The organism is Streptomyces sp. NPDC050147, from assembly GCF_040660195.1.
In the GTDB taxonomy this organism is placed as follows: Bacteria; Actinomycetota; Actinomycetes; order Streptomycetales; family Streptomycetaceae; genus Streptomyces.
Window position 1 is genome coordinate 165224 of sequence record NZ_JBFALJ010000018.1, and the last position, 21889, is coordinate 187112.

The window sequence follows — 21889 nt, forward strand, 5'->3', positions numbered from 1 at the left end:
GATCAGATCATTCCTGTAACGGGTCGGAGATGTTCCAGGAACGTGAGCGCAGGTACCGTCCGCCCCATGGAAAGTCAGGGCACGCAGGGCACTCAGGGCGGCATCACCGTGCAACGTGCCCTGGAACTTCCGGGACTTCGCGGCGGGCTGCCCGAGGTGGTCGCGGGCGCCGAGCGGCTGCAGCGCACGGTGCGATGGGTGCACGCGGGCGAGGTGCCGAACATCGCCTCCCTCCTCAAGGGCGGCGAGCTGCTCCTGACGACGGGCCTTGGCCTCGGCGCGCGCCCCGCCGAGCAGCGTGTCTTCGTGCGCAAGCTCGCCGAGCGCGGTATCGCGGCGCTCGTCGTGGAGCTGGGCCCGCGCTTCGCACGGCTCCCGGCGGCGATCGTGGAGACGGCACGCGCGGCGGGTCTCCCGCTGGTGCAGCTGCACCGGGAGGTGCCCTTCGTGACGGTCACCGAAGAGGTGCACACCGAGATCGTCAACGGCCATTACGCGCTGCTCCAGCGGGCCGAGGAGGTCCACCGGCGCTGCACGGAGGCGCTGCTCGGCGGGGGCGGCATACCCCAAGTCCTGAACGTCCTGGCGGACTTCAGCAAGAATCCGGTGTTCCTGGAGACGGCGGACGGGCAGCTCCTGTACGCCGCCGGGGCGGGCACGGAGTGTGCCGATCCGCTCCAGGTCTGGGAGGGCCTGCGGGGGCACCACAAGGACGGCCCGCCCGCGAGCGCGCTGCTCGTCGACGTGCCGGGCGGCGGTCCGGGGTCGGGCTCGGTGCGCGCCCGGCTGGTGCTGCTCGCCGTGGAGTCCGCGCTGCTTCCGGTCCACCGGATCGCGGCGGAGCGGGCCGCGGGCTCGCTCGCGGTGGTCCTGATGCAGGCCCGCCAGGAGGAGGAGCTCGCCGCGCGGGGCCGGGGCGACTTCCTGACCGATCTGGCGGAGGGGCGGATCCTGGCCGACGACGCGCCCGCCCAGGCCCGGGTGCTCGGCTTCAAGCCCGGCGAGAGCCCGCTGCTCCCGGTCGTGATGCGGCTCGCGGACGGGCTGCCGCCCGGCGGTGGCTGGGCGGTGCTCGCGCGGGCGGTGGCGGAGGAGCTCGCGGCGGTGGGGGTGCCGGTGCTGCTCGGCGTACGTCCGGTCGAGGGGCGTGTCCCGCTGCTCCTGGGACTCCGCTCGGAATCCGAACGCACCGCGGTGGCCGACCGGGTCGCCGCAGCGCTGCGGGCGGGCGTGGAGCGGGCGGGGATGCAGCGGGCCGGGGCGTTGCCGCCGGTCGTGGTGGTGGGGGTGGCGGGCGGCTGGGCGGCGGCTTCGGCGGGCCTTCGGCACGCGGCGGAGACGGCGACGGCCGCGCAGGGCCTCGTCGACCGGCCTTGGTACGACGCGCGGCGGCTGGACATCGACCTGCTGCTGTGGCGGCTGCACAACTACGACGACTCGGCGCTCGCGGCGTTCGTGGACCGCGCGATCGGCCCGCTGCGGGCCCACGACCTGCGCGCGAAGCCACCGCTGCTGCCGACCCTGCAGACCTACTTGGCCCATGCGGGGCGCAAGGCGGAGACGGCGCGCGAACTGCACCTGAACCGTCAGACGCTCTACAACCGCCTGGCCCGGATCAGTGAGCTCCTCGGCACGGACCTGGACGACCCGCAGACGGTGCTCGCGCTGAGCCTGGCGCTGCGGGCGCGCAGGCATGTGGCGTAGCCGCGCCGCCCTTGGCTACATGCCGTAGGGCTGGGTCAACTCGTCGTAGACGCCCAGGACTTGGGTGACCGTCTCGTCCTCGGTCGGCCACGTCGCCGCCTGGGCCGTGCCCCTGTCCTTGAGACGCTCCCTGAGCGCGGGATCGGCGAGGAGGCGCGTGACGGCGGTGGCCAGGGCCTCGGGGTCGCCGTACGGGACGAGCACGGCGGCGTCGCCGACCAGTTCGGGGATGCCGCCGACAGCGGTCGCGACGAGCGGCACGCGCGCGTGCAGGGCCTCCTGGGCGAGCACGGAGCGGGACTCCCAACTGCTGGGCAGCACCACGAGATCGGCCGCGGCAAGCATCTCGGGTACGTCGTCGCGCCGCCCGACGAGCCGGACAGGCAGGTCTTCGCCCTCGATACGGCGTTGCAGGGCGCCGCGCTCCGGCCCCTCGCCCGCGATGACGAGGAGCGGCTGCGGGTCGAGGTGGCGCCACGCGCGCGTGGCCTCCAGGAGGATGTCGTAGCCCCGCTGCCGTTCGAGCGTGCCGATGGTGACGATCAACGGCCGCCCGAAGACGCCGAGTTCGGCGAGGGCCTTGTGGCGCAGCCCCTCGGCGTCCTCGGCCGCCCCGGCCACCGGCCGCGGCGCGGGAAACGTGACGGGAGCGAGGCGGGCGTCCCGCGCCCCCCTGCCGCGTGCGCGGTCGACGAGGTCGGAGGAGGTGCCGAGGACCACGGCCGCGGCCTTGGCCACGCGCCGCTCCAGGAGGCGCAGGACGCGGGCGCGCGCGCCTTCCGCGTGGGCGCGCGTGTGCCAGGTGACGACGAGGGGGGTGCTGCGGCCGGTGAGCGCGAGGGTGGCGCGGAGTGCGGCGTGCAGACCGTGCGCGTGCACGAGGTCGGCGTCGGCACAGGCCAGGCGGAGGGAGGCGACGGACGCGGGGTCGCTGCTGCGCGGTACGTGGACGTGGTGGGCGCCGGTGCCCGTCAGGTCGTAGGCGTCGGCCGCCTCCGTGGGGGCACACACCGTGACCCGTACGCCCCGCGCCGCGAGGCCCCCGGCGAGCGACCTGACGTGTGCACTGCTGCTCGCGCTGCCTCCGCCCAGGACTTGCACCGTGTGCATCGGGGTCTGACCGCGCGGTGAGTGGCTGCTCACGTGGCTCACGTAGCCGGGGCTCCTGGGTAGGCGTCGGGGGCTGCGCCAAGGATGCCAGTCCGTACGGACGTTCCGGCACCGCTGAAAGGTCTCTTCCGTGTCGGGGCGGGCAACTCCCTGATCCGGATCACCCACACGGGTGAGGACAACGAGGTTTCGGCACCGCGAACGGCTTACGGCCCCCGCATCTTCGCAGCGACGTCCTGCCGGGCGGAAGGCTTTCGAAATCCCGGGCACGACAGGACTCCGCCGCGGGCCACGCATCAGCCCACGAAAACGGCAGGCCCTGACAGGGCCAGAGCCACGCATCAGCCCGGCGGCCACAACAACGTCAAGGCCAAGCACCGCCAACAAAAAAGGCGCTCCCACACCCCCACCATGAGGCGCTCCCCCTTAACGCGACGGCGCGGGGATGCGCGGTCGGACCCGGCGCCCGTGTCGTGTCGTGTCGTGTCGTGTCGTGTCGTGTCGTGTCGTGTCGTGGATGTTGCTGCCGGGGTCGTGCTGCTGGAAAGCCACAGCCGCCGGCAGCCCAGCCGAGCCCTAGGCCCGACTTCCCGCAATCGCGCTGACCTTCTCGCCGTACGCGGCTGCCGCCACCACGCCCGCCGCATGAACGGCGAGCCCCGCGCGGCCGTTGCCCGCGGCGACGGCAAGGCCGAGTGCCGCGCCCAAGGCGTGTGCTCCCGCGTCGCCGATCATGGCGCGCTCCCCGATGTCGTCCGGCAGGACGGCCGCCGCGGCTCCCACCGAGGTGGCGGAAAGGACCCCGGCGGCGCCTTGGCGCAACAGCCCTGGTGTCCCCAGCGCGACCACAGCTCCGGCGGCCCTTCCCGGGCGTACGTCCACGAGGTTGACGAAGTGGGCGGTGCCCGCGATCACCACGCCCGCGAGGAGTTTGTCCACCGGCCGCTCCTTGAGCAGTGCGCCCGCGGCGAGCCCCGCCGCCGAGACCCCGAACAACTTCACGGCCCCGCTGGTCACTTCGCCGCCCCGCAGCGCGCCCAGGTGAGCACGGAAACCCCGGCGCGGATCGCCCTCCCCCGCCGTGTCGTCGTACGCCCCGCAGGCCCCTGCCCCGAGCACGGCGAGCGCGGCGGCGGCGCGGGTCCTCGCGGGCAGCGCCACGGCCCCGGCCGCCGCACCGAGGGCGGCGGCCGGCCCGGCGTACAACTCAACCGCCCGCCCCGCGTAGTTCCTCCGCTGCCAGCGGTCGGGACCGCCGGGGGCACGCGAACGCAGCACGGTGGTGGCCGCCCGGGTGACGGCGGCAGCGGCGAGGAGGGCGGTGAGGCGTCGGGCGGGCTTGCGGGTGATCATGTGAATCAGGGTACGGGGGCCGGATTCCATCCCGCCCGGCATCCGAGGACGAACCCGGCGATCGACGCTACGCAAGGCATGCGCACTGGAGGCACCCCGGATTCCAGCCCGCCCGGCGCTCGAAGACGAACACGGCGAACCCGGCAACCGACGCGACCCAATGCCCGACACAAGGCCTGCACACAGGAGACGCCCCAAACTCCAACCCACCCGGCGTCTGAGAACGAACACGGCGAACCCGGCAACCAACCCGACCCAATGCCTGCACACAGGAGACACCCAGACCCCAGCCCGTCCGGCGCTTGAGGACAAACACGGCGAAGCCAGTGACCGACGCGACCCAATGCCTGCCCACTGGAGACGCCCCGAATTCCAGCCCGTCCGGCGCTTGAGGACGAACACGGCGAAGCCGGTGACCGGCGGTACACAAGGCATACCCGCTGAAGGCGCCCCCGCCCGCAAAAAGCGCCCCCGCCCGCAAAGGCCCCCGCCCGCGACCCCGCTACCCGTCCCCCCGAGCCGTCGCCAGCAGCTCCTCCGCATGTGCCCGGGCGGTCTCCGAGTCCTCCTGGCCCGCCAGCATCCGGGACAGCTCACGCACCCGGTCCTCACCTTCCAGCACCTGCACCCCGGAGCGCGTGACGCTTCCGTCGTTCGTCTTCTCGACCAGCAGCTGCCGGTCGGCGAACGCCGCCACCTGCGGCAGATGTGTCACGACCACGACCTGCGCGGACTTGGCCAGGCGGGCGAGCCTGCGGCCGATCTCGACCGCGGCCTTGCCGCCGACACCTGCGTCGACCTCGTCGAAGAGGTACGTCGGCACGGGGTCCGTGCCCGCGAAGACGACCTCGACGGCGAGCATCACGCGCGACAGCTCACCGCCGGACGCGCCCTTGGCGATCGGCCGCGGCGGGGCGCCCGGATGCGCGGCGAGGAGAAGCTCCACCTCGTCCACGCCCGCGGGGCCGTACGCGACGAAGCGCCCGTCCACCGGCACACCGTCCGAGCCCTCCGGCACCTCCGTACTGGTGATGTCGATCGTCACGCGCGCGTGCGGCATCGCAAGGGAGGCCAGCTCGGCGGTGACGGCCGCCGCGAACCGCGACGCGGCCTCCTGGCGCGCGTCGGTCAACGCCTGCGCGAGCCCCGCCAGTTCGCCCCGCAGTGCGTCCCGCTCGGCGGTGAGTTCCGCCAGGCGGTCGTCGTCGCCCTCGAGTTCGGTGAGCCGCGCGGCCCCCTCCTCGGCCCAGGCGAGCACGGAATCGATGTCGGAGCCGTACTTCCGGGTCAGCTGGGTGAGCGCGGCCCGCCGTTCCTCCACCGCCGCGAGGCGCAGGGGATCGGCGTCCAGGTCGTCGGCGTAACCCGCGAGCTCGCCCGCCACGTCACCCAGCAGAATCCCGATCTCACCGATCCGCTCGGCAAGGGCGGCCAGCGCGGGGTCGTGGGAACGCACCGCCTCGAGAGCCCTGTGGGCGCCCGCCACCAGCGTCGTGGCGTCGACGCCCTCCGGGTCCTCGGGGTTGCCCGCGAGCGCGGCGTGCGCGGACGTGGCGGCCGAGGCGAGAGCCTCCGCGTGGCCGAGCCGCTCGGCCTCCGCGGCCAGTTCGGTGTCCTCGCCCGCCCGCGGCTCGGCGCCCGCGACCTCGTCGAGGCCAAAGCGCAGCAGGTCGGCTTCCTGGGCCCGCTCACGCGCACGCGTCGTGATCTCTTCGACCTCGGTCGTCACGGCCCGCAGCCTGCGGTACGCGGCCGTGTACTTGGCCAGCGGCACGGTGACCGCGTCGCCCGCGTACCGGTCGAGGGCCCCGCGCTGCCGGGCCGGCTTGAGCAGGCCCTGCTGATCCGTCTGGCCGTGCACCGCCACGAGATCGTCGGCGAGTTCGGACAGCAGACCCACCGGCACCGAACGGCCGCCGAGGTGCGCACGGGAGCGCCCCTCCGCCGAGACCGTACGGCTGATGAGCAGCGCCCCGTCGTCGAGTTCGGCCCCCGCTTCCTCCGCGCGCACGGCAGCCGCGGCGTCCGCGGGCACAGTGATCCGCCCCTCCACCACCGCCGCCTTGGCGCCGATCCGTACCAGGGCGGCATCCGCACGTCCGCCGAGCAGCAGGCCAAGACTGGTGACCACCATGGTTTTGCCCGCACCGGTCTCGCCGGTCACGGCGGTGAACCCCGGCGACAGCTCGACCACCGCGTCGTCGATGACTCCGAGCGACCGTATCCGCATCTCCTCCAACACGGACACGACCTTACGAGGTCCTGGGCCAGGTGTGCGACGGCGGCTGGCCTCCTTCCCTCTTCCTTCCACGAAGACGCAGGTGGCAAAGGGGGACCGAACGGACGCTGTCACCCGCAGGAGGTGGGGGTTCTCCGGGGTGGGGATTACCCCACCACGATCTTCCTGCCAGCCTCCTGGTGCCCGGAAGACCCGGCACCCCACCATGATCAGCATGGGAACGGGACTGGCACAGGCAGCGCTGCGCGCGCATCGCCCGGCGTTCGTGGGTACGGCGGTGGCCGCCCTCTTCGCGGCGACCGTCGTCAGCGCGTCGACGATGATGCTCGGCACGACGGGCACCGACGGACTCTCCGCGGGGGCACGCCGGCAGATCACCGAGAACGGCGTCGGGGACATGGCCCTCGTCCTGCTCATCGGATCGATCTACATGTCGATATTCGTGGTCGCGTCGACCATGGGCACGGCCGTCGCGCAGCAGCACCGCGAGTTCGCCCTGGTGCGCTCCATCGGCGCCAGGCCCCGCCAGATCCGCCGGGCGGTGGCCGGTCAGGCCCTCGCCGCGTCGATCCCGGCGGCGCTGGCCGGCTTCGTCCTCGGCGGTTTCGCAGCGCGGTGGTGGCACGCGGGCATGGTGTCGCACGGCCTGCTCCCGGCCGAGGCGGACTTCCGGTTCGGCTGGGTCGCCCTGCCGGTGTGCCTCGGCGTGGCCGTGGTGACGACGACGCTCGCCGCATTCCTCTCGGCGTTGCGGTTCTCGCTGCTCCGCCCGGCCCGCGCCCTGAGCGAGGCGGCGACCGGGCGGCGGGGCCTGGGCATGCTCAGGGCGCCGCTCGGCGTGATCGCGATCGCGGGGGCCTGCGCCCTGTCCGTGCTGCTGTCGAAGCAGTCGGCGGACGAGGCCGGCGAGGGGGCCTTCCTCGTCCTGATCCTCTTCTGCGTCGGCGCGGGGCTCCTCGGCCCGCGGATCATCGGGCCCGCGGCCTGGCTGGTCTCCGCGCTGGTGGGCCGGTTCGGCGGCAGTGCGCGTCTGGCCATGCTCAACGTCCGCTCGCAGCCCCGCCGCTTCTCCGCCGCGGTCGTGCCGCTCGTCCTGGTCGTGGGCTTCGGCCTCACCAAGATCGGCATGCACACCACGGCGCAACACCACACGGGGTCGGCGGGCAGCACGGGCGAGGTCTGGCTCGACTACGTGGGCACGGGGCTCTACGCGGGCTTCGCCGCGATCGCCGCGGCGAACACCCTGGCCATGATCTCCTTCGAGCGCCGCCGCGATGTCGCCCTGCTGCGCGTGGTGGGCAGCAGGCGGGCCCAGGTGCGGGCCATGGCGGCCTGGGAGGCCGTGGTCGTCGCGGGGACGGCGCTGCTGCTCGGCACCGCGATAGCGCTCGGCACCTTGGCCCCCATCCTCAGCACGGCCTTCGGCTCGTCGGTTCCGTACCTGCCGTGGGGTGTGCCGGTGGGGATCGCGGCGGGCACCCTGCTCCTCACCCTGCTCGCCACCGGCATTCCGGTGGCGACCGTGATGCGGCGCCGAGCGATCACCGTGGTGCAGACGACGTGAGCGCCCCGCAGGGCCGCGGGGAACAGCGCCTCAGCAACACCGAACCCGCAGCCGGATCCGCCGCCCCCGGCGCAGCGCTACTGCGGTGCCCCCCGCCACCCCGACACCGGCAGGGCGAACTTGGCCACGAGCCGGTCGGTGAACGAGGCGTGGTGCAGCCGAGCGAGTCGCACCGGCACCTCGCCCCTGCGCACCTCGACCCGCGCTCCCGGCGGCAGTTCGACGGTCCGCCGGCCGTCACACCACAGCACCCCGTGCGACGTGTGCTGCTGGACCTCGACGGCGAGCACCGAGTCCGGGGACGTCACCAGGGGCTTGGCGAACAGGGCGTGGGCGCTGATCGGCACCATCAGGAGCGCCTCCACCTCCGGCCAGACCACGGGCCCGCCCGCGGAGAAGGCGTACGCGGTGGATCCGGTCGGCGTCGCGCACACGATGCCGTCGCAGCCGAAGCCGGTGACCGGACGCCCGTCGATCTCCAGGACGACCTCGAGCATCAGCTCGGCCGACATCTTCTGCACGGCGGCTTCGTTCAGCGCCCAGTCCCGGTGCACGACGTCGCCGTTGCTGCGCACGACGACGTCGATGGTCATCCGCTCCTCGACCTCGTACGCCCTCGTCACCACCCGGTCGACGACCTTGTCGAGGTCGTCGCGCTCGGCCTCGGCGAGGAAGCCGACGCGGCCCAGGTTCACGCCGAGCATCGGCACCCCGGAGGCCCGTGCGAACTCGGCGCCGCGCAGCAGCGTGCCGTCGCCGCCGAGCACGACGAGCAGTTCACAGCCGTCGAGGCACTGGGGAGTGGCCTCCTTCACCGTGCCGACTTCGGGCGGCAGCGGCAGATCGGCCGCCTCCACCTCCAGGACCCGCACGCCGATACCGCTGCGCAGCAGCCCCTGGACGACGAGTTCGGCGCTGCGGATGGCGGCCGGCCGGCCGGTGTGCGCGAGCAGGAAAACAGTACGAGCTCGGTTCTGGCTCTGAGTTACTCGGGTCTGAGTCAACGGGGCCCCTCCGCCACGGCACGGTCAACGTCCGCCGGGTCGAGTTCGGGCGCCCCGGCACGCAGCCACAGAAAGTACTCGACATTTCCGGAAGGTCCGGGCAGCGGGCTCGCAGTCACGCCACGCACACCGAGTCCGAGCCCCCACGCCTGGCGCGCCACCCCGCGCACGGCATCGGCCCGCAGCGCCGCGCTGCGCACCACTCCGCCGCTGCCGAGGCGTTCCTTGCCGACCTCGAACTGCGGCTTGACCATCAGGACCAGATCGGCGTCCGGGGCGGCACAGCGCACGAGAGCGGGCAGCACCAGGCCGAGCGGGATGAACGACAGGTCGCCGACGACCAGGTCGACGGGGGTGCCGTCGATCGCCTCCAGCGTCAACTCCCGTACGTTTGTACGGTCCTTGACGGTGACCCGGTCGTCGCTCTGCAGCGACCAGGCGAGCTGGCCGTAACCGACGTCCACGGCGACGACGCCCGAGGCGCCCGCGCGCAGCAGCACATCGGTGAAGCCGCCGGTGGACGCGCCGGCGTCGAGCGCCCGCCGCCCCTCGACGACAAGCCCCTGCGGGACGAACGCGGCGAACGCGCCCGCCAGCTTGTGGCCGCCGCGCGAGACATAGTCGGGATCGCTGTCGTCGTTCGCGACCACGATGGCCGCCGCGGTCTCCACCTGCGTCGCGGGCTTCGTCGCGGTGTTCTTGTCGACGGTCACCCGCCCGGCGGCGATCAGTTGGCTGGCGTGCTCGCGCGAGCGCGCCAGTTTGCGCCGGACCAGCTCGGCGTCGAGGCGGCGGCGTGCCACTCCTGCCACGTTCTGTTCAGCTCCTGTTGTACGGGGATGAGTGCTGGGACGAAGCCGTGGGCGTCCCCGCGGGGGAGGGCGCCGGCGGCCCGGGGTGAGCGTCGAGCGCGGTCAGCGCGTCACGCAGTCCCCGGTGTACATCCTCGTACACCTCGATGTGGCCGTCCGTGGCGAGGTGGTCGGCATCGCCGAGACGCCGGAGCAGGCCGTCCACCTCCGCGTCACCGGTCGGAACACGCTCCACTCCGAGAGGCGCGGGCCCCACGGGGTCGTACGCCTCCGGCTCGGGGACATGCGTCTCCGGCTCGGGGTCGTACGCCTCCGCCTGCTCTGCGGCGGCTTCGGGCTCCACCGGCTCAGGCCCGGGGCCCGGCGTCGAGTCGTTCATGCCCCGACGCTACCGCGAAGCGCTGCGGTACCGTCGATCACGATGGCGACGATCGAAGAATGCCGCACGGCACTGGACAGACTCAGCGACAACCTCGCGGGCGCCGAGGGAGGCGTGCGCGGCGCCGCCGCGCTCGACCGCTCGCTGAGCTGCCGCATCACCGATCTGGACGTGACCTTCACGGGCCGTCTCGAGAACGGCCGGATCACGGTGCTCGACACGCATCCCGGCGCCCCTCGCGAGAAGGCCGAGATCCGCCTCGCCATGTCCGGCGACGACCTGGTGGGGATGGTCGACGGCGAGCTGAACTTCGCGAAGGCCTGGGCCTCCGGCCGGGTCAAGCTGGAGGCGGGCCTGCGCGATCTGCTCCGCCTCAGGTCGCTGCTCTAGCCCCCGCGATCCCGGCGCCCGCGCCGGACTTCTTGCGCCCCCGCCGCGCCGCGGGCACCACGAGCGGTGTCCCGGTCTCCGGGTCGTCGATGATCTGGCAGTCCATCCCGAAGGTGTCCCGCACCAGCTCCGTCGTGACGACGTCGGCCGGCGCGCCCTCGGCGATGACCTCGCCGTCGCGCAGGGCGATGAGGTGGGTGGCGTAACGAGCCGCGTGGTTGAGGTCGTGCAGGACGGCGACGAGCGTGCGGCCCTGCTCCTCGTGCAGCTCGGCACAGAGATCGAGCACGTCGATCTGGTGCTGGATGTCGAGGAACGTCGTCGGCTCGTCCAGGAGCAGGAGCGGGGTCTGCTGGGCGAGCGCCATCGCGATCCAGACGCGCTGGCGCTGGCCGCCCGAGAGCTCGTCGACATAGCGATCAGCCAGTTCGGCGACACCGGTCGAGGCCATCGACTCGCCCACGATCCGCTCGTCGTCCGGCGACCACTGCCGAAGGAGCCCTTGGTGGGGGTAGCGGCCACGCGCCACCAGGTCGCCCACCGTGATGCCGTCGGGCGCGATGGACGACTGCGGGAGCAGGCCCAGCGTTCGCGCCACCTTCTTCGCGGGCATCGACTGGATGACGTTGCCGTCCAGCAGGACACGGCCCGCCGACGGCTTGAGCATCCGCGACAGGGCGCGCAGCAAGGTGGACTTGCCGCAGGCGTTGGGGCCGACGATCACCGTGAAGGAGTTGTCGGGTATCTCGACGGACAACTTCTCCGCGATGACGCGCTGGTCGTAGCCAAGGGTCACGTCGTCCGCGATGAGCCGGTTCACTGCGGCACGCTCCTGCCTGTCGGTGCTCTCAGAGGTGTTCGTATCGGTGCCCGTGCGCGTCCTGTCGATGGCCGTGCGCGTCTTCTCCGTGGCCGTACGCGTCTTCATATCCGCCCCGCCTTGCGCTCGATGACAAGGAGCCACAGCAGGTAGATGCCGCCGAGCACGCCCGTCACGACGCCGACGGGCAGCTGGTCGGCGCCGAAGGCCCGCTGCGAGGCCCAGTCCGCGACGATCAGCAGGGTGGCGCCCATGAACATCGCGGGCAGCAGGTTCGGCCCCGGAGAGCGGGTGAGCCGCCTGGCCAGCTGCGGCGCGGTGAGCGCGACGAAGCTGACGGGTCCCGCCGCGGCGGTGGCGGCGGCCGTGAGCAGCACGGCCGAGGCCATCAGGACGATGCGGGTGCGCTCGACGGGCACGCCGAGCGCGTACCCGACGTCGTCGCCCATCTCCAGCATCCGCAGCGGACGCGCGTACGTCATGACGAGCGGTACGAGGATCGCGCACAGGACGAGCAGTGGCCAGACCTGCTCCCAGTCACGGCCGTTGAGCGAGCCGGTCATCCAGACGACGGCGCGGGCGGCGTCGACGATGTCCGCCTTGGTGAGCAGATAGCCGTTGATCGCGGTGACGAAGGCGGAGACGCCGATGCCGACCAGGACGAACCGGAAGCCGTGCACGCCCCGCTTCCAGGCCAGGACGTAGATCGCGAAGCCGGTCGCCAGACCGCCCACGAGCGCGCCGCCCGCGACCTGCACCGCGCTGCCCTGAAAGAGGACGATCATGATGAGCGCGCCCGCGGTGGATCCCTGCCCGAGGCCGAGGATGTCCGGACTGCCCAGCGGGTTGCGCGAGATGGACTGGAAGATCGCGCCGCCGAGCCCGAGCGCGGCCCCCACGAGGAGACCGACGAGGACCCTCGGCAAGCGGAGGTCGTTGATGATGAACTCCTGCCCGGCGTCCCCGTTGCCGAGCAGGGTGCGGATGACGTCGGCGGCGGGGATGGGGAAGTCGCCGGTGCCGATCAGGACGACGCTCGCGACGAGCGCGGCCAGGATGAGCACGGCGACGACCACGGCCGTGCGGACGTCGAGACGGAAGCTGAGCCCGCCCCGGGTGCGTATCGCCTTCACAGCTGAGCCAGCCTCCGCCGTCGTACGAGAAAGATGAAGACCGGAGCGCCGATCAACGCGGTGATGATGCCGACCTGCAGCTCCGCGGGGCGCGCGACGATGCGCCCGACGACGTCCGCGCCGAGCAGCAGCACCGGCGAGAGGATCGCCGCGTACGGCAGGATCCAGCGCATGTCGGGCCCGGTGAAGGAGCGCACGATGTGCGGCACCATCAGGCCGACGAACATGATGGGCCCGCAGGCCGCGGTGGCCGCCCCGCAGAGCAGCGTCGCGGCGGCCATGGACAGGGCGCGGGTGCGGTTCAGATGGGCGCCGAGCGCGCGGGCGGTGTCGTCGCCCATGGCCATGGCGTTGAGCGGCCGGGCGAGGCTGAGGGCGAGCACGATGCCGATCACGAGGAAGGGCAGGACCTGGAGGATGGTCTCGTTCTTGGCGGAGGCCAGGGAACCGACCGTCCAGAAGCGCATCTTGTTGAGCGCGGCGTTGTCCGTGATCATCACGGCCTGCAGATAGCCGTAGAGCGCGGCGCTGAGCGCGGTACCGGCGAGCGCGAGTCTTACGGGCGTCGCGTTGCGGGTCCCGCCGAGCGCGTAGACGGCGGCGCCGACAACTGCCGCTCCGGTGAAGGCGAACCACACGTAGCCGCTCAGCGACGTGACACCGAAGAAGCTGATGGCGGTGACGACGGCGGCCGATGCGCCGAGGTTGATGCCGAGCAGTCCCGGATCGGCCAGCGGGTTGCGCGTCAGCGCCTGCAGGACGGCGCCCGCGAGGCCGAGGGCCACGCCGACGAGCACGCCGAGCAGCGTCCGCGAGAGCCGCTCTCCGACGACGACATCGCCGTACGTTCCGGTGTCCTGGAAGAGACCGTGCCAGACCTGGTCGAGGGACATCTGTTTGGCACCGACCGCGATGCTGGCCACGACGACGAGCAGCAGCACACAGACCGAGACGACGAGCCCGGCGCTGCGTATCGCGCGGCGGTTGGGTGGCGCGGGAGCGGTCTCCGCGCTGGCTTCGGGGGGACTGTCGACCAACACCAGGTTAGGTTAGCCTACCCTCGCACTTGACTTCGACGAGAGAAGCAACGGCCATGCATGCCCGCCGCCCGATACCTCCCGGTCCGACCCGCCGTGGTGTGCTCGGCGTCGGCGGCGCCCTCGGCATCGGCGGACTCCTGGCAGCATGCGGCGGCAGCGACGACGACGCGAAATCGTCACGCGGCGGCACGGGCTGGAGCTTCGAGGACGACCGTGGCACGACGGCGAAGGCCGCCGGGCGCCCGCGCAGGATCGTCGCCTACATCGGCGCGGCCGCCGCGCTGCACGACTTCGGCGTCGAGTGCACCGGCGTCTTCGGCCCGACGAAGCTGAAGAACGGTGAACCCGACGTACAGGCAGCGGGCGTCGATGTCGACAAGGTGACCGTCATCGGCAACACCTGGGGCGAGTTCAGCATCGAGAAGTACGCGAATCTCCGCCCCGATCTCCTCGTCAGCACCATGAACGTGTCACCGACGCTCTGGTACGTCCCCGAGGAGTCCGCCAAGAAGATCACCTCGCTCGCTCCCACCGTCGGCATCCTCACCGGCAGGACCTCCCTGACGAAGGCGATCGGCCGCTTCGCCGCGCTCGCCGAATCCCTCGGCGCCGACCTCAGGGCGCAGCGGGTCACCGCCGCGAAGAAGCGCTTCGAGGCGGCCTCGGAGACCCTGCGCAAGTCCGCGAGAGCGGCGAAGTCCCGGGGCGGCCTCAAGGTCATGGCGGTCTCCGCGCAGGCCGACCTGCTCTACGTGGGCAACCCGTCCGACTTCACCGATCTGCGCCACTACGCCGACCTCGGCATCGAGTTCGTCACCCCGGCGAAGACCGCCAAGGGCGGCTTCTTCCAGGAGCTCGGCTGGGAGAACGCCGACACGTACGAGGCCGATCTGATCCTTGTCGACAAACGGACCGGCAATCTCCAGCCGGACGAGCTCAAGAAGTCCAAACCCACCTGGGCGAAGCTCCCCGCGGTCAGGGCGGACCAGGTCATCTCCTGGTCGAACGAGGCCCAGTTCAGTCACGCCGGCTACGCGCCGCTCATCGAGCAGCTCGCGGCAGCCGTCGACAAGTCGAAGAAGGCGGCAGCCTGATGCCCACCACCCACCGTCTCCTCACCCCCACAGGCGCGGCCCCCACAGGCGCGGCCCGCACAGGCATGTCCCGCCGCGGCCTGCTCGCCTCCGGCGGGGCCCTAGGCCTCGGCGCCCTGCTCACCGCCTGCGGGAGCGACAAGAAGTCCGAGAAGAAGAGCGCGGGCTCCAAGCCCTGGAGCTTCAAGGACGACCGCGGCAAAACCGCCAAGGTGGATCACACACCGAAGAACATCGTCGCCTACATCAGCACAGCGGCGGCCCTGCATGACTACGGCGTCACCTGCACCGGAGTCTTCGGTCCCTCCAAGCCGGTGGACGGCAAGCCCAATCCGCAGGCGGGCGATCTCGATGTCGACAGACTGACGAGCCTGGGCCAGTCCTTCAACCAGTTCAACATCGAGAAGTACGCGGGCCTCGAACCCGACCTCCTCATCAGCAACATGTTCCCGCCGCCCGCCCTCTGGTTCGTGCCCGAGGAGAGCAGCAAGAAGATCGAGGCGCTCGCGCCCACCGTCGGCATCAACGGTGCCCGCGCCTCGCTCCTGGAGCCGCTCAAGCGCTACACCGAGCTCGCCGAGGCACTCGGCGGGGACCTCGGAACGGAGAAGGTGCGCGCCGCCAAGGCCCGCTTCGACAAGGCCGAGCGTCGACTGCGCAAGGCGGCGAAGGCCAACCGCGGCCTGAAGGTCCTCGCGATGACCGGCGACGCCGACCAGTTCTACGTCGCCGTGCCCGACTCCTACTGCGACCTGAACTACTTCAAGGACCTCGGCGTCGAGTTCGTCGAGGGCAAGAAGAGCGATGAATGGGGCTTCTGGGAGTTCCTCAGCTGGGAGAACGCCGACAAATACGACGCGGATCTCATCATGATGGACAACCGGTCGAGCGCGCTGCCGCCCAAGGAGCTCGCGAAGAAACCCACCTGGGGGCTGCTCCCCGCCGTCAAGGCCGGCCAGACCGTGCCCTGGTCGATGGAGGAGCGCTACAGCTACGCCGGTTTCGCCCCCGTGCTCGAACAACTCGCCGCCGCCATCGAGAAGTCGAAGAGGCTCACCTGATGACTGACTCCCCGTACCACTTCTTCGACACCCATGTGCTGCGCACCGAGTACATCACCCCCTCCATGATCCGTGTGGCCCTCGGCGGCGACGACCTGGCCAGGATGGCCTCGGCGGGCCGTGACCAGCGCATCAAGGTGTTCCTGCCGCACCCGGGGCAGGACGCCCCCGTCATGCCGGACACGTCGAGCGGGGACGCGGCCAACTGGTACGCCGACTGGTGCGCCCTCGACCCCGACGTCCGGGGCATCATGCGCACGTACACCACGCGTGAACTGCGCCGCGATCCCGACGAGTTGATCGTCGATTTCGCGGTCCACGGCGCGACTCCCTCGCCCTCCGACGGTCCGGCCACCAGCTGGGCGCGGTCTGCCCGCCCCGGCGCGCGGATCGGCGTGCTCGCCCCGATCGAGGAGGAGAACGGCGCCTACGACTTCAGGCCGCCGCAGGACACCGACTGGGTCCTGCTGACCGCCGACGAGTCGGCGCTCCCGGCGGTGGCGGCCATCCTGGAGGCGCTCCCGCCCGCGACGCCGGCCCGCGTCTGGATCGAGGTCCACGACCTGGCGGACAAGCAGGAGCTGCCCACGAAGGCCGACGCCGAGATCACCTGGCTCACGGAGGAGGGCTCGACGCCGTCCGCGATCCGAGCCGCCGAGCTGCCGTCGGGCACTCCGTACGCCTGGGTCACGGGCGAGTCCGCGACGGTCAAGTCGGTCCGGCGCCACTTGGTCGGCGACCGCGGCTTCGACCGCAAGCGGATCTCGTTCTCCGGCTACTGGCGCAAGGGCACCACCACGGACGAGCTGATCGACCGCAACGAGACGGCCTGACCTCCGAGCACGCCGCCCCTGAACGAAGCCCCACCGCGAAGCCCCGACCAACCGCCACGCGGGGCTTCGCGGCGGGGCGGACGAGCGGCACAGCAACAGGGCGAGCGGGACCGGGGACGCCGACTCACCGCCGGTCGGCAACTGCCCAAGACCCCCACGGAGTCGAGCCCACGGAGTCGACCCCGCGGTATCCAGCGTCACGAAGTCACGCGCGACGGGCGCCCGCGCAGTGCCCCGCCACCGAGCGCGACGAGCAACGTCGAGCTACCCCGCCGATCGGCAACTCCCCGAGACACCCCGAGGAGCCGAACCCACGGAGTCGAGCCCTCGCCATCGAGCCCCCGGTATCCAGCGCCGCGAAACCACGCGCGACGGGCGCCCGCGCAGCGCCCCGCCACCGAGCGCGACGAGCTACCCCGCCGATCGGCCTACACCCCCAGCCGCGACAACGCCTTCTCCGCGTCCAGCGTGCACTTCCCCTCGCCCGCCTCCGTCCACGCCGCCGCGCACAGCGCCCGCAGCCCGTCCATGACCTCGCCCTCGCCGTCGAGCACCAGCTCGTTCCCCTGCGCCGAAGCCGTCCATCCGCCGCAGCCGAAGCCGTCCTCGGCCGTGGTCACTTCGGGCTGGCCGGTCAGCATGGAGCGCAGGTCCGCGTCCACGTACGTGGGCCGGTGCTCGGGCGGGGCCGCGAGCAGCTGGGCGCCGTCCGTGACCCCGGTCAGGACGAGCAGCGAGTCCACCTCGCCGTTGAACGCGCCCTCGATGTCCGTATCGAGGCGGTCCCCCACGACCAGCGGCCGCTCGGCGCCCGTACGCAGAATCGTCTCGCGGTGCATCGGCGGCAACGGCTTGCCCGCCACCTGCGGCTCCGCGCCCGTCGCGATCCGTACGACCTCGACGGCCGCGCCGTTGCCCGGCGCGATGCCCCGCGCACTGGGAATCGTCAGGTCCGTGTTGGAGGCGAACCACGGCACGCCCCGCGCGATCGCGTAACAGGCCTCGGCGAAACGCCCCCACGCCATGTCGGGCCCGCCATACCCCTGCACAACCGCCACCGGCCCGTCATCCGCCGACTCCACCGGCTCGAGCCCACGCTCCCGCAACGCGACCCGCAATCCCTCACCGCCGACCACCAACACCCGCGCCCCCGCAGGGACTTGCTCGCTCACCAGCCGCGCCGCAGCCTGCGCGGACGTGATGACGTCCGCGGCCCCGGTCGGAATGCCCAGCTCCGACAGATGCTCGGCCACCGCGTCCGGCGTGCGCAGCGCGTTGTTCGTCACATACGCGAGATGCATGCCGCCGGACCTGGCCGTCCCGAGCGACTCGACGGCATGGTCGATCGCATGACCGCCCGCGTACACCACCCCGTCCAGGTCGAGCAGCGCCGTGTCATACGCCTCACTCAGCACATTCCGGCTGCCTTCGGGCCGCGTCCTGACGGTCTGGCTCATTACGCATCGCTCCTCGATCGATCCCACTCCCCCGATCATCGCTCATGCCACTGACACACATACGATGCAGCAATGAACACAGCGGGTCATACCGACGACCAAGGCCTCGACCTGATCCCGTTCCGAGGCGTGCGCTACGTCCCCGACCGGGTCGGCAGCCTCGCCGCCGTGACGTCGCCGCCGTACGACGTGGTCGTACGGCCCGACGGCCTGCTCCACCTGGAGTCCGCCGACCCGCACAACATCGTCCGGCTGATCCTCCCCCAGGCGACCACACCGGCGGCCCGCAACCAGCAGGCGGCCGAGACCCTGCACGCCTGGCTCTCCGAGGGCATCCTCGCGCCCGACCCGGAGCCGAGCCTCTACGTCTACGAGCAGCGCGACGCGGGCATCCTGCAGCGGGGCATCATCGGCGCACTGCGCCTCTCCGAGGCCAAGGACGGCATCGTCCTGCCCCACGAGGGCGTCATGCCGCACGTCGTGGAGGACCGCGCGGCCCTGATGCGCGCGACGAGCGCCAACCTCGAACCCCTGCTCCTGACATACCGCTCGAACGGCGACGCCACGGGCGCGTCAGCCGTCATCGAGCGCACCGTGAAGAACAAGCCTCTCCTGTCGACGACCACGGAGGACGGCTTCAGCCACCGCCTGTGGGCGGTGAGCGACGCCGCCGACCTCGCCGAGATCCAGTCAGATCTCTCCCACCACCAGGCCCTGATCGCGGACGGACACCACCGCTGGGCGACCAATCTCCGCCTGCGCTCCGAGCACCCCTCATCCAGCCCGTGGGACTACGGCCTGGTCCTCTTGGTGGACACAGTGCGCTACCCGCTCCGGGTCCGCTCCATCCACCGCTACCTCCACCGGCTCCCGGTCTCCGAAGCCCTCACCGCCCTCACGGACTCCTTCCGCGTACGCACCCTCGAAGGCTCCCTGCCGCGCGCCCTCGAAGCCCTGGCCGAGGCGGCGGCCGAGGGCAACGCCTTCCTCCTCGCGGGTGACGGCGCCTTCCACCTCGTGGACCGCCCCTCCCCCGACCTCCTGGCCCGTACGATCCCGGCCGACCGCCCGGAGCCCTGGCGCACCTTGGACGCGACGGTCCTGCACTCCACGCTCCTGGATCACATCTGGCAGATCCCGGACGCCCCGGAGCACATCGCGTACATCCATGACACCGAGGCGACCGTGGAGAAAGCGGAACGCGACGGCGGTACGGCGGTCCTGATGCACCCGGTCCGCGAGGAGGTCGTACGCGACCTGGCCCGCCAGGGGGTCACGATGCCGCGCAAGTCCACGTCCTTCGGCCCCAAGCCGGCATCGGGCCTGGTCCTGCGCAGCCTGGACTTCTGACGCGCGTATACATACGACAACGGGCGGGACCCCCGAGGGGATCCCGCCCGTTGTCGTACTACCAGGTCAGTGCTCAGGCCTTGCGGTCCTCGTCACCATCGTCGTCCAGCTCGAAGTCGTCCTCGTCGTAGTACTCTTCGACGCCCTCGTCCTCGTCCTCCTCGCCCTCCAGGACGGGGGCGGCATCGACGACCGCGGGCTCCGCGACCGGCGCTTCCGTGTCGCCCTGGAGCGCGTCGACGAACTCGACACCGTCAAGCTCGGCGAGGCGGTCCGACGCGTCGGTGCTGCCGTCCTTGTCGGACTCGATGACCTTCGCGAACCACTCGCGCGCCTCGTCCTCACGCCCCGCCGCGAGCAGTGCGTCGGCGTACGCGTACCGCAGTCGCGCGGTCCACGGCTGGACGGAGTTCGACCCCAGCTCGGGGCCCTGCAGCGTGACGATGGCCGCATCGATCTGCCCCAGGTCACGCCGCGCACCGGCGGCGACGAGACGCATCTCGACCTGCCCCGGCTTGTCCAGCTTCTGCACCTCGGGCGCACCGGCCATGTCCAGCGCCTTCTCGGGCCGGCCCATACCGCGCTCGCAGTCCGCCATGACGGGCCAGAGCTCGACACTGCCGGTCATCCGCTTGGCGGCCCGGAACTCACCGAGCGCCTCGCTGTACTTCTGGGTCGCGTACGCCGTGAAGCCCGCCGCCTCGCGTACGGCGGCGACGCGCGAGGCGAGCCGCAGCGCGATGCGCGAGTACGCGTATGCCTGCTCGGGCTCCTCGTCGATGAGGTTGGCGACCATCACCAGGTTCCTGGCGACTTCCTCAGCGAGACCCTTAGGAAGGCTCTGCAGCTCCTGCTGCACGTCCTTGTCGATCTCGCGACCCGTGATGTCATCGGGGATCGGCAGCCGCTTGATCGGCTCGCGGTCACGGTCCCGGTCGTCACGCCCGCGGTATCCACCGCGGTCGCCGTCACGCCGGTCATCGCGCCCCCGGGCACCGCCACTGGGCCGCCCACCACGGTCGTCGCGCCGCGGTCCACGGTCATCACGCCCCTGGAAGCCACCACCGCCACCACGGTTGTCATCGCGCCGGAAGCCACCACGGTCACCACCGCGGTCATCCCGCCGGTCATCACGCTGGAAGGCGGGACGGTCGCCACCACGAGGCCGCTCATCACGCTGGAAGGCGGGACGGTCACCGCCACGAGGCCGCTCATCACGGCGGTCGTCACGCCGGTCATCGCGACGGAAGGCGGGACGGTCACCGCCACGAGGCCGCTCATCACGGCGGTCGTCACGCCGGTCATCGCGACGGAAACCGCCACCACGGTTGTCGTCACGCCGGTCATCACGCTGGAAGGCAGGACGGTCGCCACCACGAGGCCGCTCATCACGCTGGAACGCGGGACGGTCACCACCACGGGGGCGCTCATCACGGCGGTCGTCACGGCGGTCGTCGCGACGGAAACCACCACGGTCACCGCCACCACGGTTGTCGTCCCGACGGTCATCGCGCTGGAAGGCGGGACGGTCGCCACCACGAGGCCGCTCATCACGGCGGTCATCGCGACGGAAACCACCACGGTCACCGCCACCACGATTGTCGTCCCGACGGTCGTCACGGCGGAACGCCGGACGGTCACCGTCACGCCGGTCGTCGCGACGCGGAGCGCCGGAAGTCGAACGGTCATCGCGGCGGAACGGAGGACGCGCACCACCATCACGGTCGTCACGCCCGCGGTAACCGCCACCGCTGCGGTTGTCGTCACGACGGGGACCACCACGGTTGTCGCCACCACGGTTGTCGTCACGACGGGGACCACCACGGTCACTGCTGCCGCCCCGGCTGTCGTCACGGCGGAAGCCACCGCGCTCGCCACCACGGTCGTCACGGCGGGGGCCGCCGGAGGTGGGGCGGTCATCACGGCGAGGGCCACCCGAGGTGGGGCGGTCGTCGCGGCGGAACGGAGGACGCCCGCCACCGCTGCGGTCGTTGTCGCGACGCGGTGCGCCGCCACGATTTCCGCCCCGGTCGCCACCGTCCCGGCCGCGCTGCTCGCGGTCCGGTCGCTCGTCGGGAGAGTTGGTGGACATCGGTGACTCCTAGTCTTCGGTACCGCAGTCATTCTCGCGCAGCCAGGTAGCCGGCGCGCTTCGACAAAACAAAAAAGGACCCTTGGTCCCAGCGTGGACGCTGGGACCAAGGGTCCTCCAAAGATTGTTCGGCGGCGTCCTACTCTCCCACAGGGTCCCCCCTGCAGTACCATCGGCGCTATGAGGCTTAGCTTCCGGGTTCGGAATGTAACCGGGCGTTTCCCTCATGCTATGACCACCGAAACCCTATGAAATATCCCGCCGCAAAGCGGGATCTCAAACAGGGCAGCGAACAAGCACACTCTTCAATTAAGTGGTGTAACCGTTCAGCCGACACAACTGTTCGTTGTTTCAGAACTAACACAGTGGACGCGAGCAACTGAGGACAAGCCCTCGGCCTATTAGTACCAGTCACCTCCACCCGTTGCCGGGCTTCCAGATCTGGCCTATCAAC

Annotated in this window: 19 protein-coding genes and 1 rRNA gene; 7 read left to right on the top strand and 13 right to left on the bottom strand. The window is 71.6% G+C overall.

The features are described 5' to 3' along the window. Window positions 1–66 precede the first annotated feature (66 nt). Window positions 67–1704, top strand: a complete 1638-nt coding sequence (locus AB0I94_RS26350; RefSeq protein ID WP_363312125.1) for a PucR family transcriptional regulator — start codon at window positions 67–69, stop codon at window positions 1702–1704. Window positions 1705–1719: 15 nt separating this feature from the next. On the opposite strand, the gene AB0I94_RS26355 is transcribed toward AB0I94_RS26350, so the two are convergent. The 3 genes from AB0I94_RS26355 to recN all read right to left on the bottom strand — a co-directional run bounded on the left by AB0I94_RS26355 (window position 1720) and on the right by recN (window position 6397). Continuing rightward, entirely contained in the window at window positions 1720–2856 is a 1137-nt protein-coding gene (locus AB0I94_RS26355) for a glycosyltransferase family 4 protein (RefSeq protein ID WP_363312126.1), read from the bottom strand. Window positions 2857–3390: 534 nt separating this feature from the next. Next, window positions 3391–4167 (bottom strand): hypothetical protein, encoded by a 777-nt coding sequence (locus tag AB0I94_RS26360; protein ID WP_363312127.1) that lies wholly within the window; start codon window positions 4165–4167, stop codon window positions 3391–3393. 502 nt (window positions 4168–4669) lie between these two features. Then, window positions 4670–6397: a DNA repair protein RecN gene (gene recN / locus AB0I94_RS26365; protein ID WP_363312149.1), complete on the bottom strand. Its 1728-nt coding sequence runs from the start codon at window positions 6395–6397 to the stop codon at window positions 4670–4672. A gap of 223 nt (window positions 6398–6620) precedes the next feature. Here recN and AB0I94_RS26370 point away from each other — a divergent pair, with 223 nt between their 5' ends. Continuing rightward, window positions 6621–7970, top strand: coding sequence for an ABC transporter permease (locus tag AB0I94_RS26370; protein ID WP_363312128.1), 1350 nt, complete (start codon window positions 6621–6623; stop codon window positions 7968–7970). Window positions 7971–8047: 77 nt separating this feature from the next. Here AB0I94_RS26370 and AB0I94_RS26375 read toward each other — a convergent pair whose 3' ends face one another. From AB0I94_RS26375 to AB0I94_RS26385, 3 genes are read right to left on the bottom strand one after another with little or no spacing between them, the layout of a single operon-like run. Next, complete coding sequence (locus tag AB0I94_RS26375) at window positions 8048–8974, bottom strand: NAD kinase (protein ID WP_363312129.1); 927 nt, start codon at window positions 8972–8974, stop codon at window positions 8048–8050. Continuing rightward, window positions 8971–9786 carry a TlyA family RNA methyltransferase gene (locus AB0I94_RS26380; RefSeq protein WP_160504211.1) on the bottom strand — a complete coding sequence of 272 codons (816 nt, stop codon included), beginning with the start codon at window positions 9784–9786 and terminating at the stop codon, window positions 8971–8973. The genes AB0I94_RS26375 and AB0I94_RS26380 overlap by 4 nt, the downstream gene beginning before the upstream one ends. Before the next feature lie 7 nt (window positions 9787–9793). Continuing rightward, window positions 9794–10165, bottom strand: a complete 372-nt coding sequence (locus AB0I94_RS26385; RefSeq protein WP_363312130.1) for a hypothetical protein — start codon at window positions 10163–10165, stop codon at window positions 9794–9796. Window positions 10166–10207: 42 nt separating this feature from the next. On the opposite strand from AB0I94_RS26385, the gene AB0I94_RS26390 reads away from it, so the two are divergent. Next, a complete protein-coding gene (locus AB0I94_RS26390) occupies window positions 10208–10555 on the top strand; it encodes an alkyl sulfatase C-terminal domain-containing protein (RefSeq protein ID WP_363312131.1) in 348 nt (115 codons plus the stop codon). On the opposite strand, the gene AB0I94_RS26395 is transcribed toward AB0I94_RS26390, so the two are convergent. Genes AB0I94_RS26395 through AB0I94_RS26405 form a run of 3 tightly spaced genes read right to left on the bottom strand, consistent with a single transcriptional unit; the run spans window position 10539 to window position 13548 of the window. Further along, window positions 10539–11483, bottom strand: coding sequence for an ABC transporter ATP-binding protein (locus AB0I94_RS26395; RefSeq protein ID WP_363312132.1), 945 nt, complete (start codon window positions 11481–11483; stop codon window positions 10539–10541). The two genes, AB0I94_RS26390 and AB0I94_RS26395, sit on opposite strands and share 17 nt — an antisense overlap. After that, window positions 11480–12508, bottom strand: coding sequence for an iron chelate uptake ABC transporter family permease subunit (locus AB0I94_RS26400; protein ID WP_363312133.1), 1029 nt, complete (start codon window positions 12506–12508; stop codon window positions 11480–11482). The genes AB0I94_RS26395 and AB0I94_RS26400 overlap by 4 nt, the downstream gene beginning before the upstream one ends. After that, window positions 12505–13548 (bottom strand): iron chelate uptake ABC transporter family permease subunit, encoded by a 1044-nt coding sequence (locus AB0I94_RS26405; RefSeq protein WP_363312134.1) that lies wholly within the window; start codon window positions 13546–13548, stop codon window positions 12505–12507. Before AB0I94_RS26405 ends, AB0I94_RS26400 begins: the two co-directional genes overlap by 4 nt. A 53-nt stretch (window positions 13549–13601) precedes the next feature. Between AB0I94_RS26405 and AB0I94_RS26410 the strand changes: the two genes are divergently transcribed. From AB0I94_RS26410 to AB0I94_RS26420, 3 genes are all read left to right on the top strand, one after another. Continuing rightward, on the top strand, window positions 13602–14642 hold the full coding sequence (locus AB0I94_RS26410) for an ABC transporter substrate-binding protein (RefSeq protein ID WP_363312136.1): 1041 nt from the start codon (window positions 13602–13604) through the stop codon (window positions 14640–14642). A 65-nt stretch (window positions 14643–14707) separates the two neighbouring features. Further along, complete coding sequence (locus tag AB0I94_RS26415; RefSeq protein WP_363312150.1) at window positions 14708–15703, top strand: ABC transporter substrate-binding protein; 996 nt, start codon at window positions 14708–14710, stop codon at window positions 15701–15703. Continuing rightward, entirely contained in the window at window positions 15703–16536 is an 834-nt protein-coding gene (locus tag AB0I94_RS26420) for a siderophore-interacting protein (protein WP_363312137.1), read from the top strand. Before AB0I94_RS26415 ends, AB0I94_RS26420 begins: the two co-directional genes overlap by 1 nt. A 428-nt stretch (window positions 16537–16964) precedes the next feature. Here AB0I94_RS26420 and AB0I94_RS26425 read toward each other — a convergent pair whose 3' ends face one another. Then, a complete protein-coding gene (locus AB0I94_RS26425; RefSeq protein WP_363312138.1) occupies window positions 16965–17993 on the bottom strand; it encodes an HAD hydrolase-like protein in 1029 nt (342 codons plus the stop codon). Between the two features lie 72 nt (window positions 17994–18065). Between AB0I94_RS26425 and AB0I94_RS26430 the strand changes: the two genes are divergently transcribed. Beyond that, complete coding sequence (locus AB0I94_RS26430; RefSeq protein ID WP_363312139.1) at window positions 18066–19343, top strand: DUF1015 domain-containing protein; 1278 nt, start codon at window positions 18066–18068, stop codon at window positions 19341–19343. Window positions 19344–19416: 73 nt separating this feature from the next. Here AB0I94_RS26430 and AB0I94_RS26435 read toward each other — a convergent pair whose 3' ends face one another. The 3 genes from AB0I94_RS26435 to rrf form a co-directional block, all read right to left on the bottom strand. Further along, window positions 19417–20247 (bottom strand): hypothetical protein, encoded by an 831-nt coding sequence (locus tag AB0I94_RS26435; RefSeq protein WP_363312151.1) that lies wholly within the window; start codon window positions 20245–20247, stop codon window positions 19417–19419. Beyond that, window positions 20139–21173 carry a hypothetical protein gene (locus AB0I94_RS26440; protein ID WP_363312152.1) on the bottom strand — a complete coding sequence of 345 codons (1035 nt, stop codon included), beginning with the start codon at window positions 21171–21173 and terminating at the stop codon, window positions 20139–20141. The genes AB0I94_RS26435 and AB0I94_RS26440 overlap by 109 nt, the downstream gene beginning before the upstream one ends. A 388-nt stretch (window positions 21174–21561) precedes the next feature. Further along, a 5S ribosomal RNA gene (gene rrf, locus AB0I94_RS26445) occupies window positions 21562–21678 on the bottom strand. Window positions 21679–21889 lie beyond the last annotated feature (211 nt).